The sequence below is a fragment of the Bacillus sp. P4_E1 genome (assembly GCF_056401715.1).
Window position 1 is genome coordinate 86,833 of the sequence record NZ_JBFUIV010000014.1, and the last position, 22,254, is coordinate 109,086.

Consider the following 22,254-nt stretch of genomic DNA (forward strand, 5'->3'; position numbering starts at 1 on the left):
TTTAGACCATAAGTATGAAAAAGGAATGAAAAAAATTAAAGGGTGAGAAAAATGAAGGAACCAAAAATCGGTTTAGCGCTTGGATCCGGAGGTGCAAAAGGTTTTGCTCACATAGGGGTAATAAAAGTGTTAAGGGAAGCTGGCATCCCTATTCACATGATAGCAGGTAGTAGTATAGGAGCGTTAATTGGTACATTTTATGCAGCGAGTTGTGACGTTGAAAGACTGTATAGATTGGCAGCTGTTTTCAAAAGGAAATATTATTTGGATTTTACAGTTCCTAAAATGGGATTTATTGCTGGAAAACGTATTAAAGATATGATTAAAATGTTTACATATAATAAAAATTTAGAAGAGTTAGATATCCCGACAGCTGTTGTGGCTACTGACATTTTGAAGGGGGAGAAAGTTGTTTTTACAAGTGGTCCGATTGCGGAGGCGGTTCGAGCTAGTATATCTGTACCAGGGGTGTTTGTTCCAGAAAAAATAGATGGCCGCTTATTAGTGGATGGAGGGGTAATTGACCGTATTCCCGTATCGGTTGTAAAAGATTTAGGTGCTGATATTGTTATTGCTGTTGATGTATCTCCAATTAAGGTGAATGGAGAGGTTACATCGATTTATGATGTAATTATGCAAAGTATTGAAATTATGCAACATGAACTTGTGATGAATCGGCAAATAGCATCAGATTTAATGATGCGGCCAGCAGTGGAACAATTTAGTTCGCGTGCTTTTACACATATTGAAGACATTATTAGGGTCGGAGAAGTGGAAGCGGAACAACATATTTCAAACATTTATTTACTAATTGAGCAGTGGAAGGAGAAACATAATGTTTAAGCGTTTTCGGTTTATATATGCAATTTTAATAGGGGTTATATTGGCGATGCTACTTGTTTATGTGCGCTTGCCGTATTATGTGACAAAACCAGGTATGGCCGCGAAATTAGCGCCGTACGTGCAAGTTGACGGTGGAACTAAAGAGTCTGGTGATTTCATGCTTGTCACTGTCTCAATGGGACCTGCTAATGTGGTGAACTTAATAGCCGCGCAATTTAATAAATATACACACGTTTCGAAGGCGGAAGAAATATTGCAAAAAGGCGAGAGTGATGAAGAATATCAATTTCGCCAAAATTATGCAATGAAAGATTCGCAAAATGCAGCAATCTATAATGCTTATAAACGTGCAAATCGCTCTGTTTCTTTTGAAAATAAAGGTGTACTAGTTGCTGGTGTAGCAAAGGGTATGCCGTCAGAGGGAAAGCTTAAGCTTGGAGATGTTATTATAGCTGTCGATGGAAAAATATTCGACAAGACGGAACAATTTATTGAGTATATGACAGGGAAAAAAGAAGGGGACACAGTAAATATTGAATACAAGCGGGGCGGAAAACAGTTTAAAGAAAATTTAAATGTAAAGACGATCCCTAATGGGAATGGACGCGTCGGTATAGGGGTCTCTATCGTTACGGAAAGAGAGTTAGTAGTAGACCCGAAAGTGAAAATCGATTCCCATGAAATCGGCGGTCCATCAGCGGGGTTAATGTTTACACTAGAAATTTATAATCAGCTCGTTGAAGAAGATTTAACAAACGGACATGAAATAGCTGGAACAGGTACAATCAATGATAAAGGAGAAATTGGTCCAATTGGTGGTATTCAGCAAAAAGTAGTAGCTGCTAGTGATGCGGGAGCTGAAGTGTTTTTTGCGCCAAATGAAAAAGGTGTAGAGAAATCGAATTATAAAGATGCTCTTGAAGCTGCGAAAGATATTAAAACGAAGATGAAAATTGTACCAGTGGACACACTGGATGATGCATTAACTTATTTGGAAAAAATGGGTAAAACAAAGTAAACCTCTCTGAAGAAGAGAGGTTTTTCTTATAGGAATTTTTTCGTTATTTCATCATAACGAATTGGATGATGCGTTGCGTCTTGTTTTAGCAGTTGTGTCCGCAAAGGTTCTTGCATTATGGAGAAATATACAGCATTTGATTTTCGTTCTATGTCTAAAGTTGGATGTTCGAATGTTTTTGTATGAGTAAGGATTGGGAGTTCTATTTTTTTCTTATTTCTAGAAAGATAAGTTTGTCCTTTTTGTGACATTCCGAGAAGACGGATATACGGCGCATGTTGCTCTATATTTGCTTTGTGTATTTCTTCCTTCGTTGTATTTGTTAAAATATGTGTACAAGCTCTTTGCAATCTAGTCCATGTATAACGTTTTGTTTTTAATGCTTCCATGAATGAATAGAAAGATGAACTGTTTTGTATTTTTGATAAAATACGATGCTCTAAACCTTCTTCCATTTCATATATATGTTGTAAGTCCTCTGAAGACATCGTCATAAGTTTGTATTTAAAAAATGAAAAGTATTTTTCCCAGTTATGTAACGTCCCGTAGTTTTGCTTGTAGTTTTCTAAAAGAGAAGCAGTCATTTTCGGGATAAAAGGCTCAATAGTTGTAGAGGAACTGTTTTCATTAAATAGCTGTTTGCGAATACTTGTTGCACTTGCAATATGTTGATCGTGAAATGTTTCATCATGATAATGAGAGGCGAATCTTTTTATAGTTTGTGCTTGCATCGAACTGTTTTGTAAGAGAATTGCTTTAATGTACTGTAAGCCTAAAATGTTATTTGGTTGTGACATATCTACGTTTTTTTCGGGTGGTAAGATGTGTAGAAAGGCTTCAGATGTAGCTTTTGCATAACTATTACCTGCATTCATAAATTGCTTCACAAGACGATTAAAAGTCTCTTCTTCATTTTTTTGTATAGCGATGGTATTGTAGAAATTTTCAGCTTGTCCATCTTCACTACCGAAACAAATTTCAGAAACACCAAGGGCGTTTAAAATCGAAATTGCGCCATTTGCGAAAGTTTCGGCCTTTTGTGTTGCGAATGCATATGGAAGCTCTACAACGAGGTCTACGCCGTTTGTTAAGGCCATTTTGGTACGATACCATTTGGAGATGAGTGCGGGCTCACCACGCTGCAAAAAAGGACCACTCATAACGGCGATAATAATATCAGACTGTGTTAACTTTTTTGTTTGTTGCACATGATAAGCATGACCGTTATGAAAAGGGTTATATTCAACAACAATACCACTGGATTTTATGGTAATCTCTCCTTTCGATGTAGCATCTTTTTGGAAAACGTGATAGTCTATATATTATTTCCTATGATGACTTCATTATAGTGTAAAGAAAAAACATTGACAAATATAAAATGGCTAGCTATAATTTTGTTTGTTGCCTTGAGGTGATATGATATGAAATGGTCCATCCATCAATTGAATAAATTGAGAAATAAAGGATTGACATTAAATGAAATGGTAGATGTAAGTGAGCTAAAAGAGGTCGAGAAAGATATTCGTGAAATTAATCCTGCTCATGTAACAGGAAGAGTTGATTTTGGCTCCGGTAAGTTTACGTTTCATCTACATATAACTGGAAGCATGGTTTTACCATGTTCTCGCTCTTTAGTAGATGTGACATTACCATTTGACATTAAAACAACTGAGGTGTTCCAAACTTCGGAAGAAGAATTTGAAACAGAAGCTGAAATTCATTGTTTAGAAGGAGAAGTACTTGACTTACTGCCCGTAATCAAGGAAAATATACTTTTGGAGATTCCAATGCAAATTTTCAGTGATGATGTTTCTGGTGGAGCACCGATGCAAGGTCAAGACTGGCAAGTGATTTCGGAAGAAAACAAAGAAAAGACTGTTGATCCACGATTAGCAGGACTTGCAAAGTTTTTTGACAAATAATCGGAAGACTGGTTTAGGCCTTCATATGAAAATAACTATTTCTTTTAAGGAGGTGGGAAGAATGGCTGTACCTTTTAGAAGAACTTCTAAAACAGTAAAAAGAAAGCGTCGTACGCATTTCAAATTATCAGTACCTGGTATGGTAGAGTGCCCAAGCTGTGGTGAAGCGAAATTAGCTCACCGTGTATGTAAAGCATGCGGTACTTACAAAGGTAAAGAAGTAATCAGCAAGTAATTGCGGGAAAATAAACGTAGAAGATATCTTCTACGTTTATTTTTTTTGTCTTATTCTTTATTTGTTGTATTCTATCTTTTCTAGTAACTGCATATGCTTAATAAAAAATGCATAGGGAGGACTAGAGAGATGGCGACAACAAGACAAGATGCTTGGACTGATGATGAAGATTTGCTTCTGGCAGAAGTAGTACTCCGGCATATTCAAGAAGGTGGAACGCAACTTTCTGCCTTTAAAGAAGTGGGGAGACATTTGTCTCGCACACCAGCAGCATGTGGATTTAGGTGGAATTCTTATGTTAGAAAGCAATACAAAGAACGTATTGAAGAAGCAAAGCAACTTCGTAAAGTAGAAAATTATGAAGTGAAAGAGACAAAGGTATTAGAGCCTACATCAATTACATTGAATGATGTTATTGAATTCTTGCGAAATTATAAAGATGAAAGCTCTTTAATGGTGTTGCAACAACAAATTGAATCGTTACAAACAGAGAAAGAACGTCTTCTGGAGCGATTATCAGTATATGAGGAAGAATATAGAACATTACTTGATTATATCGATCAAAAAAGAAGTGTAATGGTAGCGGAAAGAAATGGCGCTCGCTCGAATGGAGAATTAGAAAAATTAAAGAAATAAAAACAGCTGCGTAACAGCTGTTTTTTTTGTTTCTTATGCAGATTCTTCGTTTGTAATCGCATTCGAATTTGTTTCTGGATGCCAAATATAAAAATCACCATCAGTTACTGATACTGGCTGGAAACTTAATTTATCCCAAAAACCAGATGACTGGATACGTGCTATCGTTTTAATTGGGAATTGTAGTTGTTTCGCATAATTAACAAGCATTTGTCCGAATCCTTGTTTTTGAAAAGTCGGCAATACTTCAAGTTTATAAAGTTCTAGGTAAGTACCTGTAATTTCAAATGGTTCTCCACCGTTCCTTTTCATATATAGACTCATACGTGCGATTAACGATCCACCATAATAAATACCGTAAAATGGAGACTCACTATCATTTTCAATAATGTTTGCTTGTAATTCTTCCAACATGGATAGTTCTTGAGCTCCGCACCCTTTAAATTTTTTAAATTCATCTAATGTTTTATAATTGATGAGCAAGCGTTCAACTTTTGGGAATCCCATTACATCACGTCCTTTTCTTATCTTGTTGAATGCAGAAAAGTTAAAATATTTATAATAATATTATAACTCATTTTTAAATTTTTATGAAGAAGATAGAATATTTCTTTCATTATTTTTTTGAGGATTTGCTAAACTAAGAATAGAACTATGTATATAGGTAGTATATACATAGTGAAAGAAGAGGTTGCATTTGTTAAAAGATAATTGAATCCTCAACTATGTAATTGTAATTTAATAAGATATAAAGGGGGAAAGGCAAGGGAACTTATATCACTTGTTAATATGAGTTCTTTGTGTGAAGATGAAAATTGGAATTGTTGGACCGGGAGCTATTGGTCTCCTATATACATTTTATTTACAAAAAAGTAATCAAGATGTTACGTTGTTTACAAGAAACGATAAGCAAGCAGAAGAATTAAACTTAACGGGTGTAACTTGTATTAGGAATGGAGAACGTGAAACGGTATTTCCATCTATTTTACCGATAGAAAGTATGCTGGATAAACAGTTAGATTATACATTTATTGCTGTAAAGCAATATCATGTAACTGATATATTACCTTTTGTGCAGGGAGAATCGTCATTAATCTTTTTGCAAAATGGAATGTCACATCTTCACGTTATGCAAAAAATAGGAAATGAACGTATAGCAGTCGGGATTGTGGAGCATGGTGCAAAAAAAGAGGATGGACATACAGTTCGTCATACTGGAATAGGTGTTACAAAGTTTGGTGTAGTGCGTGGTCAATCTAGTTGTTTTAAAAAGGTATTTAATTGTTTTCCTTTTGATTATTTTCCGATTCAGATAGAAGATGATTGGAAGGGGATTATGCGTAATAAATTAGTAGTCAATGTATGTATTAATCCGTTGACGGCATTATTGCGGGTTGAGAACGGGGAGTTAATTTCAAACCCGCTTTTTTATCAAATGATGGAGCAAGTATTTCAGGAAGTTGCATTTCTTGTTAAAGAAGAAGATAAGGAAATGCTATGGAAAATGGTATGCCAAGTATGTGAAAAAACATCCCATAATACGTCATCTATGTTAGCGGACGTAAGAGCGAATAGACAAACGGAAGTTAATGCGATTGTTGGATATGTATTAGAAGAAGCTAAGGAACAACAACAATCTGTTCCGACACTTCAATTTTTGTTCAATGCAATAAAAGGAATGGAATTATAAGTGTTTTTCTTTGCTTTTACGTGAAACATTGAATACAATGTGGGTTGGTGAGAGAACAGGATACGAAAGGAAGAATTATATGGAGATAAAAGAAATCTCTGTTCCACTACAAGGTGTTGTAGCGGACTATATGAACGGTAAAAAAGAGATACAGTCATGTTTTGATTATCTGTTAACAGAGGATGCTTTTAAACAGCGTTTACATGATTTACGTGAGAGAGAGTTTTTCCGTCAAGATTTAGTAACGCATTTATTAGAATATAATACACAATTGCAAGCGGGAGAATTTACAATTCAAAATATAAAAGCGCTTGAAGATGAAAATACATATGTAGTTATAGCTGGACAACAAGCTGGGTTATTAACTGGTCCGCTTTATACAGTTCATAAGATCATTTCAATTTTACAGCTTGCAAAAGAAAAAGAAGAGAGCTTAGGGGTTCGGGTTGTTCCTGTCTTTTGGATTGCTGGTGAAGACCATGATATGGATGAAATTAATCATACATTTGTAACGAAAAATAAAAAAATAAAAAAGACCATTTTTCATGATCGTTATCCGAAAAAGGCGAGTGCTTCTGAGTCTGAGTTTTCTATTGAAGACTGTAGAAAATGGGTCGAAGAGATTTTTAAAACATATCCGGAAACGAATTTTACAAAGGATGTATTACAATTTGTTGATGATGCTTTAGGTAAATCGCATACATATGTAGATTTCTTTGCGCACCTTATTACGAAAATGTTCGCAAATTCTGGTTTAATTCTTGTAGATTCACATCATCCTGCATTAAGAAAATTAGAAGTGCCGTTTTTACAACAAATTATAAGTAAATATAAAGAAATTCAAGTAGGGCTTCGTAATCAACAGGAAGTACTTAAGGAATTAGGATTTAAACCGATTATTGAAACGAAGACAAATGCAGTGCATATATTTATGGAAATTGATAATGAGCGAGTATTGCTTGAAGAGAATCAAGGGAAGTTTATTGGAAAAGATGGAGTGCATTCATTTTCGTATGAAGAATTGATGGAAGAGATGGAAAGAAGTCCAGAACGTTTTAGTAATAATGTTGTAACGCGCCCTCTTATGCAAGAATATGTGTTTCCTACGTTAGCGTTTATTGGCGGTCCAGGGGAGTTAGCTTATTGGAGTGAATTGCAACAAGTGTTTCATACGGCAGGTTTCCAAATGCCGCCTGTTGTTCCGCGGCTTACAATTACTTATATGGAGCGAGATATAGCGACAGATTTATATGATTTAGATTTGCAAGAAATTGATCCATTTCTAAATAATATAGATAATCTGCGTGACAATTGGCTTTCTAATCAAATAGAGGAACCGATAGACGAGCGATTTATAGAAGCGAAAAAAGAAATAATGGATATTCATACATCATTACAACAATTCGTGAAAAAAATAGATCCAGGGTTAAATGAGTTTGCGGGGAAAAATGAACTGAAAATTAATGAGCAAATTGAACTGTTAGAAAAAATGTTGAAAAGAAATGTTGAGAAGAAACATGAGGTTCAACTGAATAAATTCCGCCGTTTACAATTCGCGCTGCGTCCATTAGGAGCACCGCAAGAACGTGTGTGGAATGTGTGTTATTATTTAAATCAGTTCGGCCTTGATTTTGTTGACCGGGTAATGGAGCAATCTTTTTCGTGGGATGGAAAACATCATGTAATAAAACTATAGAATCTTGCTCTTTTGAGCAGGATTTTATTTTTATTCTGTTGAATTAACTGTGAAGTGAAATATTTCTGAATTATCCATCTTATGTTAATGTAATGAATCGCTATGTATCAGGTATATATATATGACAAAATAGCACAAAATGTAAACGGATTAATATCTTTTTCGACAGGTTTTTGTTTAAATTCCCGCAAAAAATGATAAAATTTAGTATATAATAAAATAAAATAGCGATTTGTATAGCGTACTACCTTGTTGGAAGTTAAATGAGTCGTTCTTTAGTAGCATTTCATCCTCTAGTAGTAAATTGTGTTTGTAGAGTGAGAAATGTATTTAACATAATTAATTGGAAAAAGAGTAGGTGCAGCAATGTTCAAACACGTAACAGTACTTTTGAAAGAAACAGTAGATGGCTTAGATATAAAACCGAGTGGTACATATGTAGATTGTACACTGGGTGGAGGAGGACATAGTTCTTATTTATTATCTCAGCTAACAGATGGTGGAAAGTTAATAGCATTTGATCAAGATGAAATAGCGATTCAAAATGCGAAGGAAAAATTTTCTTCTTATGGTGAACAATTTGTAACAGTGAAGAGCAACTTCCGTTATTTATCTGAAAAACTACATGAATTAGGTATCACAGAAGTAGACGGAATTTTATTCGATTTAGGTGTTTCATCCCCACAATTAGATACACCAGAGCGTGGCTTTAGTTATCATCATGATGCACCGTTAGATATGCGGATGGATCAAGATGCCCCATTAACAGCATATGATGTTGTGAACAGCTGGTCATATGAACAACTCGTAAGAATTTTCTTCCAATACGGAGAAGAAAAATTTTCAAAGCAAATAACAAGGAAAATTGAAGCTTATCGCGAGAATAAGGCTATTGAAACGACAGGAGAATTAGTGGAATTAATTAAAGAAGGTATTCCAGCTCCGGCACGTAGAACAGGTGGACATCCTGCGAAGCGAGTATTTCAAGCGATTCGTATTGCTGTAAATGATGAATTAAAAGTATTTGAAGAAGCGTTGGAATCTGCAATTGATATGGTCAAGCCTGGTGGAAGAGTTAGTGTTATAACATTCCATTCTTTAGAAGATCGTATTTGTAAAACGACGTTTAAGCGAAATAGCACAACGCCGCAATTACCACAGGGACTACCGATTATTCCGGATGAATTTAAGCCGAAATTAAAGCTTATTACAAGGAAACCGATTTTACCTTCTGACATTGAATTAGAAGAAAATAATCGAGCGCGTTCTGCGAAGTTGAGAATCGCTGAAAAACGATAAAAAGGAGAGAGAGGTATGACTAATTTAGCTGTAAAGTATAAACAACAGGCGCAAGAAGAGGTACAAATTCAAGCGCCGCCACAGCAGATGGTTAAGCCAAAAGTTAAAACGAAAATTACAAGAATTGAAAAGCTATTGTACGTAACGTTTATTGGGTTTTTATTATATGCTTGTGTAGCTTTTATTGGGAATAAAGCGGGTCTATATCAAGTTAATGTAGAAGCAGCGACGATAGAAGAACAAATTGTGAAAAAACAAAAGGAAAATCAAGAATTGCAGGCTGAAGTAGAGAAGTTAAGTCGTTATGAACGTATCGCTGAAGTTGCAAAAAAACACGGGCTAGAAATTAATGCGAATAATGTGAAAGGCCTAAAGTAAGGCAAATAGGTGTGAAGAAAAGATGAAGAGAAATATGACCAAATTTCATACCAATAAGGGAGCAGGTTATTTTATGATATTTTTCCTCCTGCTCTTTTTGCTGTTATTAGCCCGATTTTTTTACATACAAGCAACAGGAACAGTGGACAATCATGATTTGAAGAAACTTGCTGAGCAGAAACATAGTAAAAAGGGAGTTCTCGAAGCGAATCGAGGAACAATTTATGATCAAAATGGTCATGTGCTAGCACAAGACGCAAATTCCTATAGAATGGTAGCGGAATTAAAAGGTGCTAAGCCTGTTGAGGATAAAGAGGATACTGCAAAGAAAATCGCAGGAGTACTCGGAAAAGATGAAGATAAAATTTTAGCTACTTTAAATAAAGAAGGCAAAAGTCAAGTGGAATTTGGAACATTGGGTAAAGACTTGACGAAAGAAAAGAAAGAACAAATAGAAGCATTGAAATTGCCGGGAATATCTTTTATTACCGAAAATGCGAGAGTTTATCCAAACGGTGATTTTGCATCTTACGTCATAGGTCATGCGAAACCTGATGAAAATGGAATCTCAGTCGGTCAATTTGGCTTAGAAAAGAGTTTGGATAAATATTTAGGTGCTTCTAATGGTGAAGTAGCTTATACAGGTGACCGTAAAGGAGTATCTCTTGACGGCGGGAAAGTGAATGTAAAGGCACCTAAAAATGGAGATAATGTGTATTTAACGCTTGACCAACGTATTCAAAGTTATTTAGAAGACGCAATGAAAGAAGCGAGTAAACATTATGAACCAGAAAATTTAATAGGGATTGTTGCGGATCCGAAGACAGGGAAAATATTAGCGATGTCTAGTAAACCTAGTTATGACCCTAATGATCGTCAAATTAAATATTTCTTCAACGACGCCATTGCAAATGCGTTTGAACCGGGATCAACAATGAAGATTTTCACATTAGCGGCGGCCATTAATGAAGGTGTATACAATGGGCAAGACTTTTATCAGTCTGGTACATATCAAGTAGGTAATCGCAAAATAAAAGATCATAACGGCGGCGCTGGATGGGGTTCTATTACTTTTGACGAAGGGGTAGAGCGCTCTTCAAACGTAGCGTTTGCAATTTTAGGTGATCAAAAACTTGGTCCAGATCGTTTCCGGAAATATATTCATAATTTTGGATTAGATGAAAAAACAAACATTGATTTACTTGGTGAAGGGTCAAATACAATTTTATTTGATCAACAAATACAACAAGTAACAACAGCGTTTGGACAAGGTTCTACAGTTACACCAATTCAACTTGTACAAGCTGCAACAGCGATTGCAAATGATGGGAAAATGATGAAACCTTATACAATTGATAAAATTGTGGATCCAATAACAGGTAAAGTACAGCTAGAGCATAAGCCAGAAGAAGTAGGAAAACCTGTTTCCAAAGATACAGCAGCGCAAGTAAGGCAATTACTAGAACGTGTTGTTACATCACCGAAAGGAACAGGAACTGCATATAAAGTTGATGGGTACTCAGTCGGGGGGAAAACAGGTACAGCACAAATTCCTGACGGGAAAGGTGGCTATATGACGGGAAGAGAGAATTATATATTCTCATTCTTAGGTATGGCACCGATGGACGATCCGCAACTTGTTGTGTATGTGTCCGTTAAACAACCAAAATTAAAAGATGATGAAAACGGGGCTAAACCTTTAGCAGATATCTTTAAATATGTAACGAAAAATAGCTTAGAGTACTTAAAGATTAAGCCGAATGAAGTAAAAGACCCGAAAAAATATGTGAAAGAACAACAAACTGTCGTTCCAGATGTAACCGGAAAAACGATGGAAGAAGCGAAAAAAGCAATTGATAAAGCAAAACTTCGTCCAATCGTATTAGGTGAAGGTAAAGTGCAGCAGCAAGTGCCAAAAGCAACTGAACAAACATTAAAGGGTGATCGAGTCTTCTTAGTAGGAGATAAACCTACAATGCCAAATATACAGGGATGGGCACTGCGTGATGTTATGAATTTAGCAAAAACATTAAAGCTTAACTTAAAACCTTCTGGTACAGGATATGTAACTGAGCAAAGTGTAGCGGAAGGGACATTGTTGCAACCTGGTACAGAATTAGGTGTAACACTCGTACCACCACTTGAACCGCAGCAAGAAGCAGAAAAGCCATAATGGTAATAGGGAAGAAGTTCTAATTAAATAAGTACAAGCATATATTGGAACAAGCTAGGCGTAAGGGAGGCTTGTTCCAATATGCGTGTATCAAATGTAACAGTTAGAAAACGACTTATTTTTATACTTATATCGGGTATACTCATTTTCACCATTATCGATATTCGTCTTGGATATGTGCAATTTTTTCTTGGAAATATGTTAACGGATCGTGCGAAGGATTCATGGAGTCGTAATATTACTTTTGAACCAGAGCGAGGGAAAATTTTAGATCGAAATGGTGTGGAGCTTGCTACGAATAAAAGTGCACCGACCGTCTTTGTTGTGCCGAGGCAAATTGAAAAACCAGCAGAGACTGCAGAGAAGTTAGCTGCAGTATTAGGTGTGGAAAAAGATGATGTTTATAAGCGGATTACAAAAAAAGAATCGATTGTAAGGCTTGATAAAGGCGGAAGGAAAATATCGCATGACAAAGCGAAAGAAGTACGCGGATTAAGTTTAAAGGGTGTGTACATCGCAGAGGATTCTATCCGGTACTATCCATTCGGTAATTTTTTATCACACGTATTAGGATTTGCGGGCAGTGATAATCAAGGGCTTATGGGACTAGAGAAATATTATGATAAAGAGCTAAATGGTGATAAAGGTCATGTGCGATTTTTTGCAGACGCGAAAGGACAGAGAATGCCTAACGTTGGAGATGATTTCAAAAAACCAGAAGCCGGCTTGAATTTAGGATTAACAATTGATTCACGCATTACGAGGATTATGGAAAGAGAAATGAATATTGCGGAATCAACGTATAATCCTGATGGTATGATAGCAATTGCAATGAATCCGAAAAATGGTGAAATTTTAGGTATGTCAAGTCGACCAAGTTTTGATCCAGCAGATTTCCAAAGTGTTTCTCCGGAAGTATATAACAGAAACTTACCTGTATGGAGTACGTATGAGCCGGGGTCAACATTTAAGATTATTACATTAGCTGCAGCCTTGAATGAAAATTTAGTAGACTTAGAGAAAGATACATTTTATGATGATGGGGCAGCTGAAGTTGGTGGAGCTAGATTGCGGTGTTGGAAAGCTGGAGGCCATGGTAGCCAAACGTTTTTAGAGGTAGTTCAAAACTCTTGTAACCCAGGATTTATTGAACTCGGTGATCGTCTTGGTAAAGATCGATTGTTTAAATACATTCGCAATTTTGGGTTTGGACAGAAGACCGGAATTGATTTACAAGGTGAAGGTAGCGGGATTTTATTTAATTTAGATAAAGTTGGTCCAGTCGAGCAAGCGACGACTTCATTTGGGCAAGGTGTTTCTGTTACACCGATTCAACAAGTAGCAGCTGTAGCGGCCGCTGTAAATGGTGGAACTTTGTATCAGCCATATATAGCGAAGGAATTTATTGATCCGAAGAATAATCAAGTTGTCAGCAAAAAGACACCTGTTGCGAAAAGGGAAGTTATTTCCAAGGAAACTTCAGAGAAAGTTCGTTACGCATTAGAGAATGTTGTAGCGAAAGGTTCGGGTAAAGGGGCTTATATTGATGGATATCGTGTAGGTGGAAAAACTGGAACTGCTCAAAAGGTGAAAGATGGAAAATATTTAGATAATAACTATATTGTATCATTTATCGGTTTTGCTCCAGCTGACGATCCGCAAATTGTTGTTTATGTAGCAGTGGATAATCCAAAAGGAGTCACTCAATTTGGTGGAGTTGTAGCAGCACCTATTGTTGGGAATATTCTTCGTGACGCACTTCCTGTAATGGGAGTGGAACCGAGAAAAGAGCAAGTTGAGAAAGAATATAAATGGGGCGATACACCAACTGTGGAAGTTCCTAATTTAATTGGTATGAAAAAGAAAGATTTACAAACGCAACTTGTAGACTTGAAGCTTGATATAAGTGGTGATGGTGGGAAAGTAATTAAACAATCGCCAGAAGCAGGAGCTAAAGTAAAAGAGGGTTCAAAAGTTAGAATTTACTTCGGGAATTAAAGGTAACTGATTGTGTTTTATGGTACAATTGGTGGAAGTGAGTTCTTTATAGAAAAATTGCTTTACTTGAGACGATAAGTGTCTCATTAATAAATAAATCTATTGATTAGACTATAGTAGCACTTACCTCCTATTTTTATATAACTAGGAGGTAACGTGTTACTTGCTAAAATAAGAGATAAATAAACAATGTAGAGAGGGTTTAGTGAAATGAAGTTGCATACACTTGTATCATGTTTGCATGATTTTCCAGTTGTTCCAACAGAAAATCCAGAAATAACATCTATTGAAGCGGATTCACGTAAAGTGAAAGAGGGAAGCTTATTTATATGTATGAAAGGATATACGGTTGATAGCCATGACTTTGCTAAGCAAGCAGCCGCACAAGGAGCGGCTGCTATTGTTGCGGAAAGACCAATTGATGTTGACGTTCCAGTTGTACTTGTGAAAAATACTTTTCGTTCGCTAGCGGTTTTAGCTGATTATTTTTATGGCCAACCAACACACAAGTTACATTTAATCGGTATTACAGGTACAAATGGAAAGACAACAACATCGCATATTATGGATGAAATTATGCGCGCACATGGTCATAAAACAGGGCTAATTGGAACGATTAATATGAAAATCGGTGATGAAACATTTGAGGTGAAAAATACAACACCAGATGCACTAACACTTCAACAGACATTTTCAAAAATGGTTGAACAAGGTGTGGATAGCACAGTAATGGAAGTTTCGTCTCATGCTTTAGATCTTGGCCGTGTACACGGGTGCGATTATGATGTTGCAGTATTTACGAATTTAACACAAGATCATTTAGACTATCATAAAACGATGGAAGAATATAAACATGCGAAAGGGTTGCTTTTCGCACAGCTTGGCAATAGTTATCATCATAATCGTGAAAAATACGCTATATTAAACAGTGATGATCCAGTAGCAGAAGAGTATATGAGAAGTACAGCAGCTACTGTTGTAACATACGGTATAGATGTTGCAAGCGACATTATGGCACGAGATATCGTAATGACGAGTGGCGGTACAACATTTACACTTGTAACACCGTATGAAACTGTAAATGTTACGATGAAATTAATTGGTAAGTTTAATGTATACAACGTGTTAGCTGCTACAGCAGCAGGTCTTGTTTCAGGAGTGAGCTTACAAACAATTATTGATGTAATTAAAGAGCTTGCTGGCGTTCCTGGACGTTTTGAAGTTGTAGATGGTGGACAAAATTACACAGTTATTGTTGACTATGCGCATACACCTGATAGCTTAGAGAACGTACTAAAAACAGCAAAACAGTTTGCAAAAGGCGATGTATATTGTATCGTTGGTTGCGGTGGTGATAGAGATAGAACGAAAAGACCAATAATGGCAAGTGTCGCAACAGAATATGCAACTCATGCAATTTATACATCAGATAATCCAAGAAGTGAAGATCCGAAGGCTATTTTAGATGATATGGTAAATGATGTGAATGGGAATAATTATGAAGTAATTGTCGATCGAAAAGAAGCGATACGTTCCGCTATCTCGAAAGTAAAAGCAGAAGATATTATTATTATTGCTGGTAAAGGGCATGAAACGTATCAAATTATTGGTAAAGAAGTTCATCATTTTGACGATCGTGAAGTTGCTAAAGAAGCAATCACGGAGCGTTTAAACAACGAAGTGTAACAGCATGAGAGGAGGACTACATGTGCTTGAACAAGGTTTATTAGTAACGGCTGGGGTAGCATTTTTAATTTCTGTTGCCCTTTCGCCATTATTTATTCCATTTTTAAGAAAGTTAAAGTTCGGACAGAGTATTCGTGACGAAGGACCGAAGTCACATCAAAAGAAATCAGGGACACCAACGATGGGTGGTATTGTCATATATGTATCTATGATGGTGACTACGCTTATTATGGCGATTAAATTTAACAATTTAGGTGCAGAAGTATCATTGTTATTATTAGTTACATTTGGGTACGGATTAATCGGATTTTTAGATGACTACATAAAAGTAGTAAAGAAAAGAAATCTTGGTTTAACATCAAAACAAAAATTGATTGGTCAGCTTGTAATTGCTATTGCGTTCTTTTTAATTGGAAAAGGGCAAGCATTTCACACGTATATCATGATTCCAGGAACTGATGTTAAATTTGAATTAGGCTGGGCGTATTTTGTTCTCGTATTATTTATGCTTATTGGTGGATCAAATGCGGTTAATTTAACAGATGGTTTAGATGGTTTATTATCAGGAACAGCTGCTATTGCATTCGGAGCATTTAGTATTATTGCTGTAGCTCAAGAACAATTTGGGGTAGCGATTTTCTGTATGGCAGTCGTAGGAGCTGTACTTGGCTTTTTAGTATTCAATGCGAATCCAGCGAAAGTATTTATGGGGGATACTGGTTCTCTAGCTTTAGGTGGTGCTATCGCAGCTGTAGCGATTTTGTTAAAACAAGAATTGTTACTCGTTATTATTGGCGGTGTATTCGTAGCGGAAACTTTATCTGTTATTATCCAAGTTATTTCGTTCAAAACAACAGGAAAGCGTGTCTTTAAAATGAGTCCATTACATCATCATTATGAATTATGTGGTTGGTCAGAGTGGCGCGTTGTTGTAACGTTTTGGTCTGTAGGATTTTTATTAGCTGTGCTAGGAATTTATATCGGGGTGTGGATGTAATTGAAAACTGTAACTGAATATCAAAATAAAAATGTTCTTGTATTAGGTATTGCTAAAAGTGGTTATGCAGCAGCTACTTTATTAAAAAAGTTAGGGGCAAACGTCATTGTAAATGATGGGAAACCATTAGCGGGTAATGTGCTTGCAGCTGAGTTACAAGCGGAAGGAATGGATGTTGTGTGTGGTGGGCATCCATTAGAATTGCTGGAGAGAAACATTTCACTTGTCGTAAAAAATCCAGGAATTCCATATTCTAATCCACTCTTAGTGGCGGCGAAAGAAAAACAAATTCCAATTGTAACTGAGGTTGAATTAGCATATTCCATTTCAGCAGCACCGTTTGTTGGGATTACGGGATCTAACGGTAAAACAACAACGACAATGTTAACGTTTGAAATGTTAAAAGAAGGACAAAAGCACCCAGTTATTGCGGGGAATATAGGTACTGTAGCTTGTGAAGTTGCACAATTGGCGAAGGAAAATGAAGTTGTCGTTACGGAACTTTCATCGTTTCAATTGATGGGAGTGGAATCGTTCCAACCAAAAATTGCAGCCTTTTTAAATTTATTTGAAGCGCATTTAGATTATCACGGGACGAAGAAAGAGTATGGTTTGGCGAAAGCGAATATTTTCAAAAACCAAACTGAAGCAGATTATAGTATAATTAACGCAGATGATGCAGATGTCATGGCGTTATCGGCATATAGTAAAGGACAGAAAGTATTATTTTCGACGACGAAAGAAATTGAAGATGGTGCGTATATAAAAGATAACGCTCTTTATTTTAAAGGCGAAAAAGTAGTTAAAGTAAGTGATATTGTTTTACCTGGTAAGCACAATTTAGAAAATATTTTAGCAGCAATGAGTATTGCTAAATTACTAGGTGTTTCTAATGAAGCAATTACTGCTGTGTTAAAAAGTTTTACAGGTGTAAAACATCGCTTGGAATATGTAACAACGATTAATAATCGTAAATTTTATAATGATTCAAAAGCGACGAATATGCTAGCGACAGAAAAAGCATTATCTGCATTTACACAACCGATTGTATTATTGGCTGGTGGACTTGATCGTGGTAATGAATTTGATGATTTAATTCCATATTTTAAACATGTCAAAGCGATTGTGACATTTGGACAAACTGCACCAAAATTAGTAAGAGCGGCAGAAAAAGCAGGATTAGATGTAATTGAAAGTGTCGATACTTTAGATGATGCAGTAGTGAAAGCTTATGCTCATTCTACCGATGGTGATGTAATTCTTCTTTCACCAGCATGTGCAAGCTGGGATCAATTTAAAACATTTGAAGAAAGAGGAGACATTTTTATACAAGCTGTGCATAAACTTATATAAAGTAAATCAAAACATCAGTAGGCTAACACCTACTGATGTTTTGTTACATAGGGCAAAGGTTCTGCCCAAAGAGGTGGTGTTCATGGGTAATGAAGAAAACGCCTGATTTTATTCTCATCATCGTTACACTTGCGTTGTTAACAATCGGAATGATTATGGTTTATAGTGCGAGTGCGGTTTGGGCCTCTTATAAAATGGGGGATTCATTCTTTTTTGCAAAAAGACAATTGTTATTTGCAAGTCTTGGGGTAGTAGCTATGTTTTTTCTGATGAAAATTGATTATTGGGTATGGCGTACGTATTCAAAAGTAATTTTACTAGTTTGTTTCGTTCTTCTTATTCTCGTTCTTATTCCTGGAGTAGGTCTCGTTCGTGGAGGGGCGCGAAGTTGGATTGGAATCGGGGCATTTTCTATCCAACCGTCAGAGTTTATGAAATTCGCGATGATTATTTTCTTAGCAAAATTTTTAGCGGAACGACAAAAATTAATTACATCTTTTAAACGAGGTTTACTACCGGCTCTTAGTTTTGTATTTCTTGCTTTTGGGATAATTATGTTACAGCCAGATCTTGGTACGGGAACGGTAATGATTGGGACATGTATTATTATGATATTTATTTCGGGAGCAAGGGTCTTTCACTTTGCAATGTTTGGTTTGCTTGGTGCAGCGGGATTTGTAGGGTTAATTGCATCAGCGCCATATCGAATGAAACGCATCACATCATATTTAGATCCGTGGTCGGATCCGCTCGGAAGTGGATTTCAAATTATCCAATCGTTACTCGCAATTGGACCTGGTGGTTTATTTGGGCTTGGACTTGGACAAAGTAGACAAAAATTTCTTTATTTACCTGAACCACAAACAGACTTTATATTTGCAATCTTATCCGAGGAATTAGGTTTTATTGGTGGTTCATTTGTGTTATTATTATTTAGTCTATTATTATGGCGTGGGATTCGTATAGCATTAGGAGCGCCAGATTTATATGGTACGTTTTTAGCAGTAGGTATTGTGGCGATGATTGCGATTCAAGTAATGATTAATGTTGGTGTTGTAACAGGACTGATGCCTGTTACCGGTATTACTTTGCCATTTTTAAGTTATGGTGGATCAAGTTTGACCTTAATGTTAATGGCAGTAGGTGTATTATTGAATATAAGTCGCCATTCTCGCTATTAAACCCTGTTTAAAAGACAGGGTTTTTCGTGTGTGTGTGAAAATACAATATGTATATAGAAATAAATACGATTGAATAAGAACAGGGAAGTGGAGGAATCAGTAGTGCGAGTATTAGTAAGTGGTGGGGGTACTGGAGGACATATTTATCCAGCTCTTGCTTTAATTAGAGAAATAAAAAAACTAAATCCGGAAGCAAGATTTTTATACATTGGTACAGAGAATGGATTAGAGAGTACCATCGTACCGAAAGCGGGTATTCCGTTCCAATCTATTGTTATAAGTGGATTTAAACGAAAAATATCTCTTGATAATGTAAAAACCGTGATGCGTTTCCTAAAAGGTGTTCAAGATAGTAAACGATATATTCGTCGTTTTAACCCTGATATTGTGATTGGTACGGGTGGATACGTATGTGGGCCAGTTGTATATGCTGCGGCTAAATTAGGTATTCCGACTATTGTCCATGAACAAAATAGTGTACCTGGTGTAACGAATAAATTTTTAAGTCGTTATGTCGATAAAGTTGCAGTTTGTTTTGAAGCAGCTGCAGAACATTTTCCACAGTCAAAAGTGGTTATGACAGGTAATCCACGTGCATCAGAAGTAATGGACCAAAATGGAATGAAAGGAAAACGTTCGGTAGGACTATCCCTTTCTAAAAAATCCGTGCTTATTTTTGGTGGGAGCCGCGGGGCTAGACCGATTAACGATGCTTTTGTAGAAGCGATTGAACAATTTGGGAATAAAAGTTACGAAGTATTATATGTAACAGGCGAAGTACATTATGATAAAGTTATGGAAGCCGTGAAACAAAAAGGGAATCCGAATAATGTTATTATTAAACCTTTTATTCATAATATGCCAGAGGTACTGACGGGTGTAGATCTTGTTGTTTCAAGGGCAGGGGCTACAACGCTTGCAGAATTAACAGCGTTAGGAAAGCCGAGTGTATTAATTCCAAGTCCGTACGTAACAAATAACCATCAAGAAAAAAATGCACGATCAGTTGTTGATAAAGGAGCAGCTAAAATGCTACTTGAAAAAGATTTAACATCTGAAACGCTTATTCGTGACATTGATGAGATTTTATTGGATACACAAACATTACAAAATATGAAACTGGCTACTAAGCAACTTGGTATTCCAGATGCAGCAAATAAGCTATATGAAGTAATGAACAAGCTTATTAAAAAATAACATTAGGTGAACGCCCCGCATATTACTGTAATAAGGAGACTTGATATGGGGGAGATTGTCTATGGAACAATTAGTAAAAGAGCTTTTAGAAGCAAATGTTGGTAGCGTGTTAGTTAATGAACCGTTAGCGCGTTACACGACTATGAAAATAGGCGGACCAGCTGATATTTTAATTGTACCAAAGCATGTTGCTGGTATTGAGAAGACTCTAGAGTTAGTAAAGAAGTACAAGACAAGGTGGACTGCAATTGGTCGTGGTTCAAATCTTCTCGTATCTGATCAAGGTATAGAAGGTGTGGTTATTCGTTTAGGAGAAGGATTAGACCATTTAGAAGTCGAAAAACATAGAGTAAGAGTCGGTGCTGGATATCCCCTTATTAAATTGTCAACTTTACTTAGTCGACAGGGATTAGCGGGCCTGGAATTTGCAAGTGGTATTCCAGGAAGTGTTGGCGGTGCAGTGTATATGAATGCAGGCGCTCATAAGTCCGACATATCGAGTGTATTAACGAAAGCTCGTATTTTGTTTGACAATGGAACAATTAATTGGTTGACGAATACCGAAATGGGCTTTTCTTATCGCACATCTGTATTGCAAATGAAACGCCCTGGTATTGTTTTGGAAGCTGAATTCCAATTAGAGGTAGGCGAACGAGAGGGAATTGTAAGAAGCATGCAAAAGAATAAAGAGTATCGCCGTGAAACGCAGCCTTGGAATCACCCTTGTGCAGGAAGTATATTTCGAAATCCAGTCCCCTATTTTGCAGGAGATTTAATAGAAAAATCAGGGCTTCGTGGTTATACAATAGGTGGAGCTCAAATTTCTGAAATGCATGGGAATTTTATTGTTAATACTGGTGTGGCCTCAGCGCAAGATGTATTAGACTTAATCGCATTGGTAAAGCGTACAATTAAAGATAAATTTGGTGTTGATATGCATACAGAAGTAGAAATAATTGGAAGATAACGGTTGTTCGTTCCGCTCATTATCATTTATGTTATAATAAGAAGATAAGAACGGCATGAGGAACATGCCGTTCTTTATGTTACATAGGGGGATCGTACATGAAAAATAGTAAAGTGATTAAACTACAAGATCGTGTACCAAAATTAAAGAATCAAAATAAAAAAAATAAGAAACCTGTTAATCATCGGTTAATTTTATACATATCGATTTTATTTTTATTAGTACTCTTTTTAATTTATTTTCGGTCTCCGCTTAGTAATATAAAAAAGATAAGTGTCTTTGGAAATCATTATATGACAGATGAACAAGTTATGAAGGAATCAGGTGTGACATATGATACGAGTTATTTCCGAGTAACAGCACATAAAGCAGAAGAAAACTTAACGAAACGAAAAGAAATTAAAGAGGTAAATGTAAAAAAACGTTTCCCAAACAAAATTGATGTTCATATCGAAGAATATTTAACAATTGGCTATATAAACAAAGATGGGAAATTACAACCGTTATTAGAAAATGGGAAAACACTCGATGTACTTCCGAACGGAAAGCTTCCAGTTGCAGCACCAATTTTTGAACCATTTAAAGAGGAAAAAATGAAGGAATTAATTGCAGAACTAGAAAAATTAACGCCAACTATTTTAAGGTCTATTTCTGAAATCCGTTATACACCAACGAACGCAAATGAAGATCATCTTACTTTATATATGAATGAAGGATATGAAGTGAGCACCACTATTCAAAATTTCGCAAAGCGAATGGAAGCTTATCCACTTATTTTAAAAACAATTGAACCTGGTAAGAAGGTTTTAATTGACTTAGAAGTGGGTGCATATACGAAGGAACTAGGTGCTGAAGAAAAGAAAGAATAGAATGATAGTTTTTACTGCGTTATTACGTATGAAATGAAACAAACGTTCTTTTATATGGATGCTAATTTGCAAGAATGCTTAATTTGATGAAAAAAATGTAAATTTTCTTAGATTCA

At 36.2% G+C, this 22,254-nt stretch carries 20 protein-coding genes; 18 read left to right on the forward strand and 2 right to left on the reverse strand.

Going from position 1 to position 22,254, the window contains the following annotated elements:
- The first annotated feature begins 51 nt into the window (after positions 1-51).
- On the forward strand, positions 52-843 hold the full coding sequence (locus tag AC1DS7_RS19665) for a patatin-like phospholipase family protein (protein WP_002138096.1): 792 nt from the start codon (positions 52-54) through the stop codon (positions 841-843).
- Positions 836-1,861 (forward strand): SepM family pheromone-processing serine protease, encoded by a 1,026-nt coding sequence (locus tag AC1DS7_RS19670; protein ID WP_002088283.1) that lies wholly within the window; start codon positions 836-838, stop codon positions 1,859-1,861. Before AC1DS7_RS19665 ends, AC1DS7_RS19670 begins: the two co-directional genes overlap by 8 nt.
- Before the next feature lie 26 nt (positions 1,862-1,887).
- Here the strand turns inward: AC1DS7_RS19670 and AC1DS7_RS19675 are convergent, their stop codons facing one another.
- Entirely contained in the window at positions 1,888-3,129 is a 1,242-nt protein-coding gene (locus AC1DS7_RS19675) for a nucleotidyltransferase (RefSeq protein WP_164081469.1), read from the reverse strand.
- 153 nt (positions 3,130-3,282) lie between these two features.
- Here AC1DS7_RS19675 and AC1DS7_RS19680 point away from each other — a divergent pair, with 153 nt between their 5' ends.
- From AC1DS7_RS19680 to AC1DS7_RS19690, 3 genes are all read left to right on the forward strand, one after another.
- Complete coding sequence (locus AC1DS7_RS19680) at positions 3,283-3,783, forward strand: YceD family protein (protein ID WP_002014753.1); 501 nt, start codon at positions 3,283-3,285, stop codon at positions 3,781-3,783.
- A 61-nt stretch (positions 3,784-3,844) separates the two neighbouring features.
- Positions 3,845-4,018 (forward strand): 50S ribosomal protein L32, encoded by a 174-nt coding sequence (gene rpmF, locus AC1DS7_RS19685; RefSeq protein ID WP_001984764.1) that lies wholly within the window; start codon positions 3,845-3,847, stop codon positions 4,016-4,018.
- Between the two features lie 129 nt (positions 4,019-4,147).
- The gene (locus AC1DS7_RS19690; RefSeq protein WP_002066865.1) at positions 4,148-4,654 is read left to right on the forward strand and encodes an RsfA family transcriptional regulator; all 507 of its coding nucleotides are present in this window, start codon (positions 4,148-4,150) and stop codon (positions 4,652-4,654) included.
- A 33-nt stretch (positions 4,655-4,687) separates the two neighbouring features.
- On the opposite strand, the gene AC1DS7_RS19695 is transcribed toward AC1DS7_RS19690, so the two are convergent.
- The gene (locus AC1DS7_RS19695; protein WP_002014751.1) at positions 4,688-5,161 is read right to left on the reverse strand and encodes an N-acetyltransferase; all 474 of its coding nucleotides are present in this window, start codon (positions 5,159-5,161) and stop codon (positions 4,688-4,690) included.
- Positions 5,162-5,456: 295 nt separating this feature from the next.
- On the opposite strand from AC1DS7_RS19695, the gene panE reads away from it, so the two are divergent.
- From panE to divIB, 13 genes are all read left to right on the forward strand, one after another.
- A complete protein-coding gene (panE, locus tag AC1DS7_RS19700; RefSeq protein WP_016100703.1) occupies positions 5,457-6,344 on the forward strand; it encodes a 2-dehydropantoate 2-reductase in 888 nt (295 codons plus the stop codon).
- A gap of 79 nt (positions 6,345-6,423) precedes the next feature.
- A complete protein-coding gene (gene bshC / locus AC1DS7_RS19705) occupies positions 6,424-8,040 on the forward strand; it encodes a bacillithiol biosynthesis cysteine-adding enzyme BshC (protein WP_002128861.1) in 1,617 nt (538 codons plus the stop codon).
- Between the two features lie 366 nt (positions 8,041-8,406).
- Entirely contained in the window at positions 8,407-9,339 is a 933-nt protein-coding gene (gene rsmH, locus AC1DS7_RS19710; RefSeq protein WP_002014746.1) for a 16S rRNA (cytosine(1402)-N(4))-methyltransferase RsmH, read from the forward strand.
- A 15-nt stretch (positions 9,340-9,354) separates the two neighbouring features.
- Positions 9,355-9,717 (forward strand): cell division protein FtsL, encoded by a 363-nt coding sequence (gene ftsL / locus AC1DS7_RS19715; RefSeq protein ID WP_002014745.1) that lies wholly within the window; start codon positions 9,355-9,357, stop codon positions 9,715-9,717.
- Between the two features lie 22 nt (positions 9,718-9,739).
- A complete protein-coding gene (locus tag AC1DS7_RS19720; RefSeq protein WP_434088044.1) occupies positions 9,740-11,890 on the forward strand; it encodes a penicillin-binding protein in 2,151 nt (716 codons plus the stop codon).
- 81 nt (positions 11,891-11,971) lie between these two features.
- Positions 11,972-13,888: a stage V sporulation protein D gene (locus AC1DS7_RS19725; RefSeq protein WP_002014741.1), complete on the forward strand. Its 1,917-nt coding sequence runs from the start codon at positions 11,972-11,974 to the stop codon at positions 13,886-13,888.
- A 210-nt stretch (positions 13,889-14,098) separates the two neighbouring features.
- A complete protein-coding gene (gene murE, locus AC1DS7_RS19730) occupies positions 14,099-15,574 on the forward strand; it encodes a UDP-N-acetylmuramoyl-L-alanyl-D-glutamate--2,6-diaminopimelate ligase (protein WP_002014740.1) in 1,476 nt (491 codons plus the stop codon).
- 22 nt (positions 15,575-15,596) lie between these two features.
- Positions 15,597-16,571 carry a phospho-N-acetylmuramoyl-pentapeptide-transferase gene (gene mraY / locus AC1DS7_RS19735; RefSeq protein ID WP_002014738.1) on the forward strand — a complete coding sequence of 325 codons (975 nt, stop codon included), beginning with the start codon at positions 15,597-15,599 and terminating at the stop codon, positions 16,569-16,571.
- Complete coding sequence (gene murD / locus AC1DS7_RS19740; protein ID WP_002142942.1) at positions 16,572-17,924, forward strand: UDP-N-acetylmuramoyl-L-alanine--D-glutamate ligase; 1,353 nt, start codon at positions 16,572-16,574, stop codon at positions 17,922-17,924. It abuts the gene before it with no gap.
- An 89-nt stretch (positions 17,925-18,013) separates the two neighbouring features.
- Entirely contained in the window at positions 18,014-19,105 is a 1,092-nt protein-coding gene (spoVE, locus tag AC1DS7_RS19745; RefSeq protein WP_002014736.1) for a stage V sporulation protein E, read from the forward strand.
- Positions 19,106-19,207: 102 nt separating this feature from the next.
- The gene (gene murG / locus AC1DS7_RS19750) at positions 19,208-20,302 is read left to right on the forward strand and encodes an undecaprenyldiphospho-muramoylpentapeptide beta-N-acetylglucosaminyltransferase (RefSeq protein ID WP_002088269.1); all 1,095 of its coding nucleotides are present in this window, start codon (positions 19,208-19,210) and stop codon (positions 20,300-20,302) included.
- 61 nt (positions 20,303-20,363) lie between these two features.
- A complete protein-coding gene (gene murB, locus AC1DS7_RS19755; RefSeq protein WP_002142941.1) occupies positions 20,364-21,269 on the forward strand; it encodes a UDP-N-acetylmuramate dehydrogenase in 906 nt (301 codons plus the stop codon).
- 98 nt (positions 21,270-21,367) lie between these two features.
- Positions 21,368-22,138 (forward strand): cell division protein DivIB, encoded by a 771-nt coding sequence (gene divIB / locus AC1DS7_RS19760; RefSeq protein WP_002014733.1) that lies wholly within the window; start codon positions 21,368-21,370, stop codon positions 22,136-22,138.
- Positions 22,139-22,254: the final 116 nt, after the last annotated feature.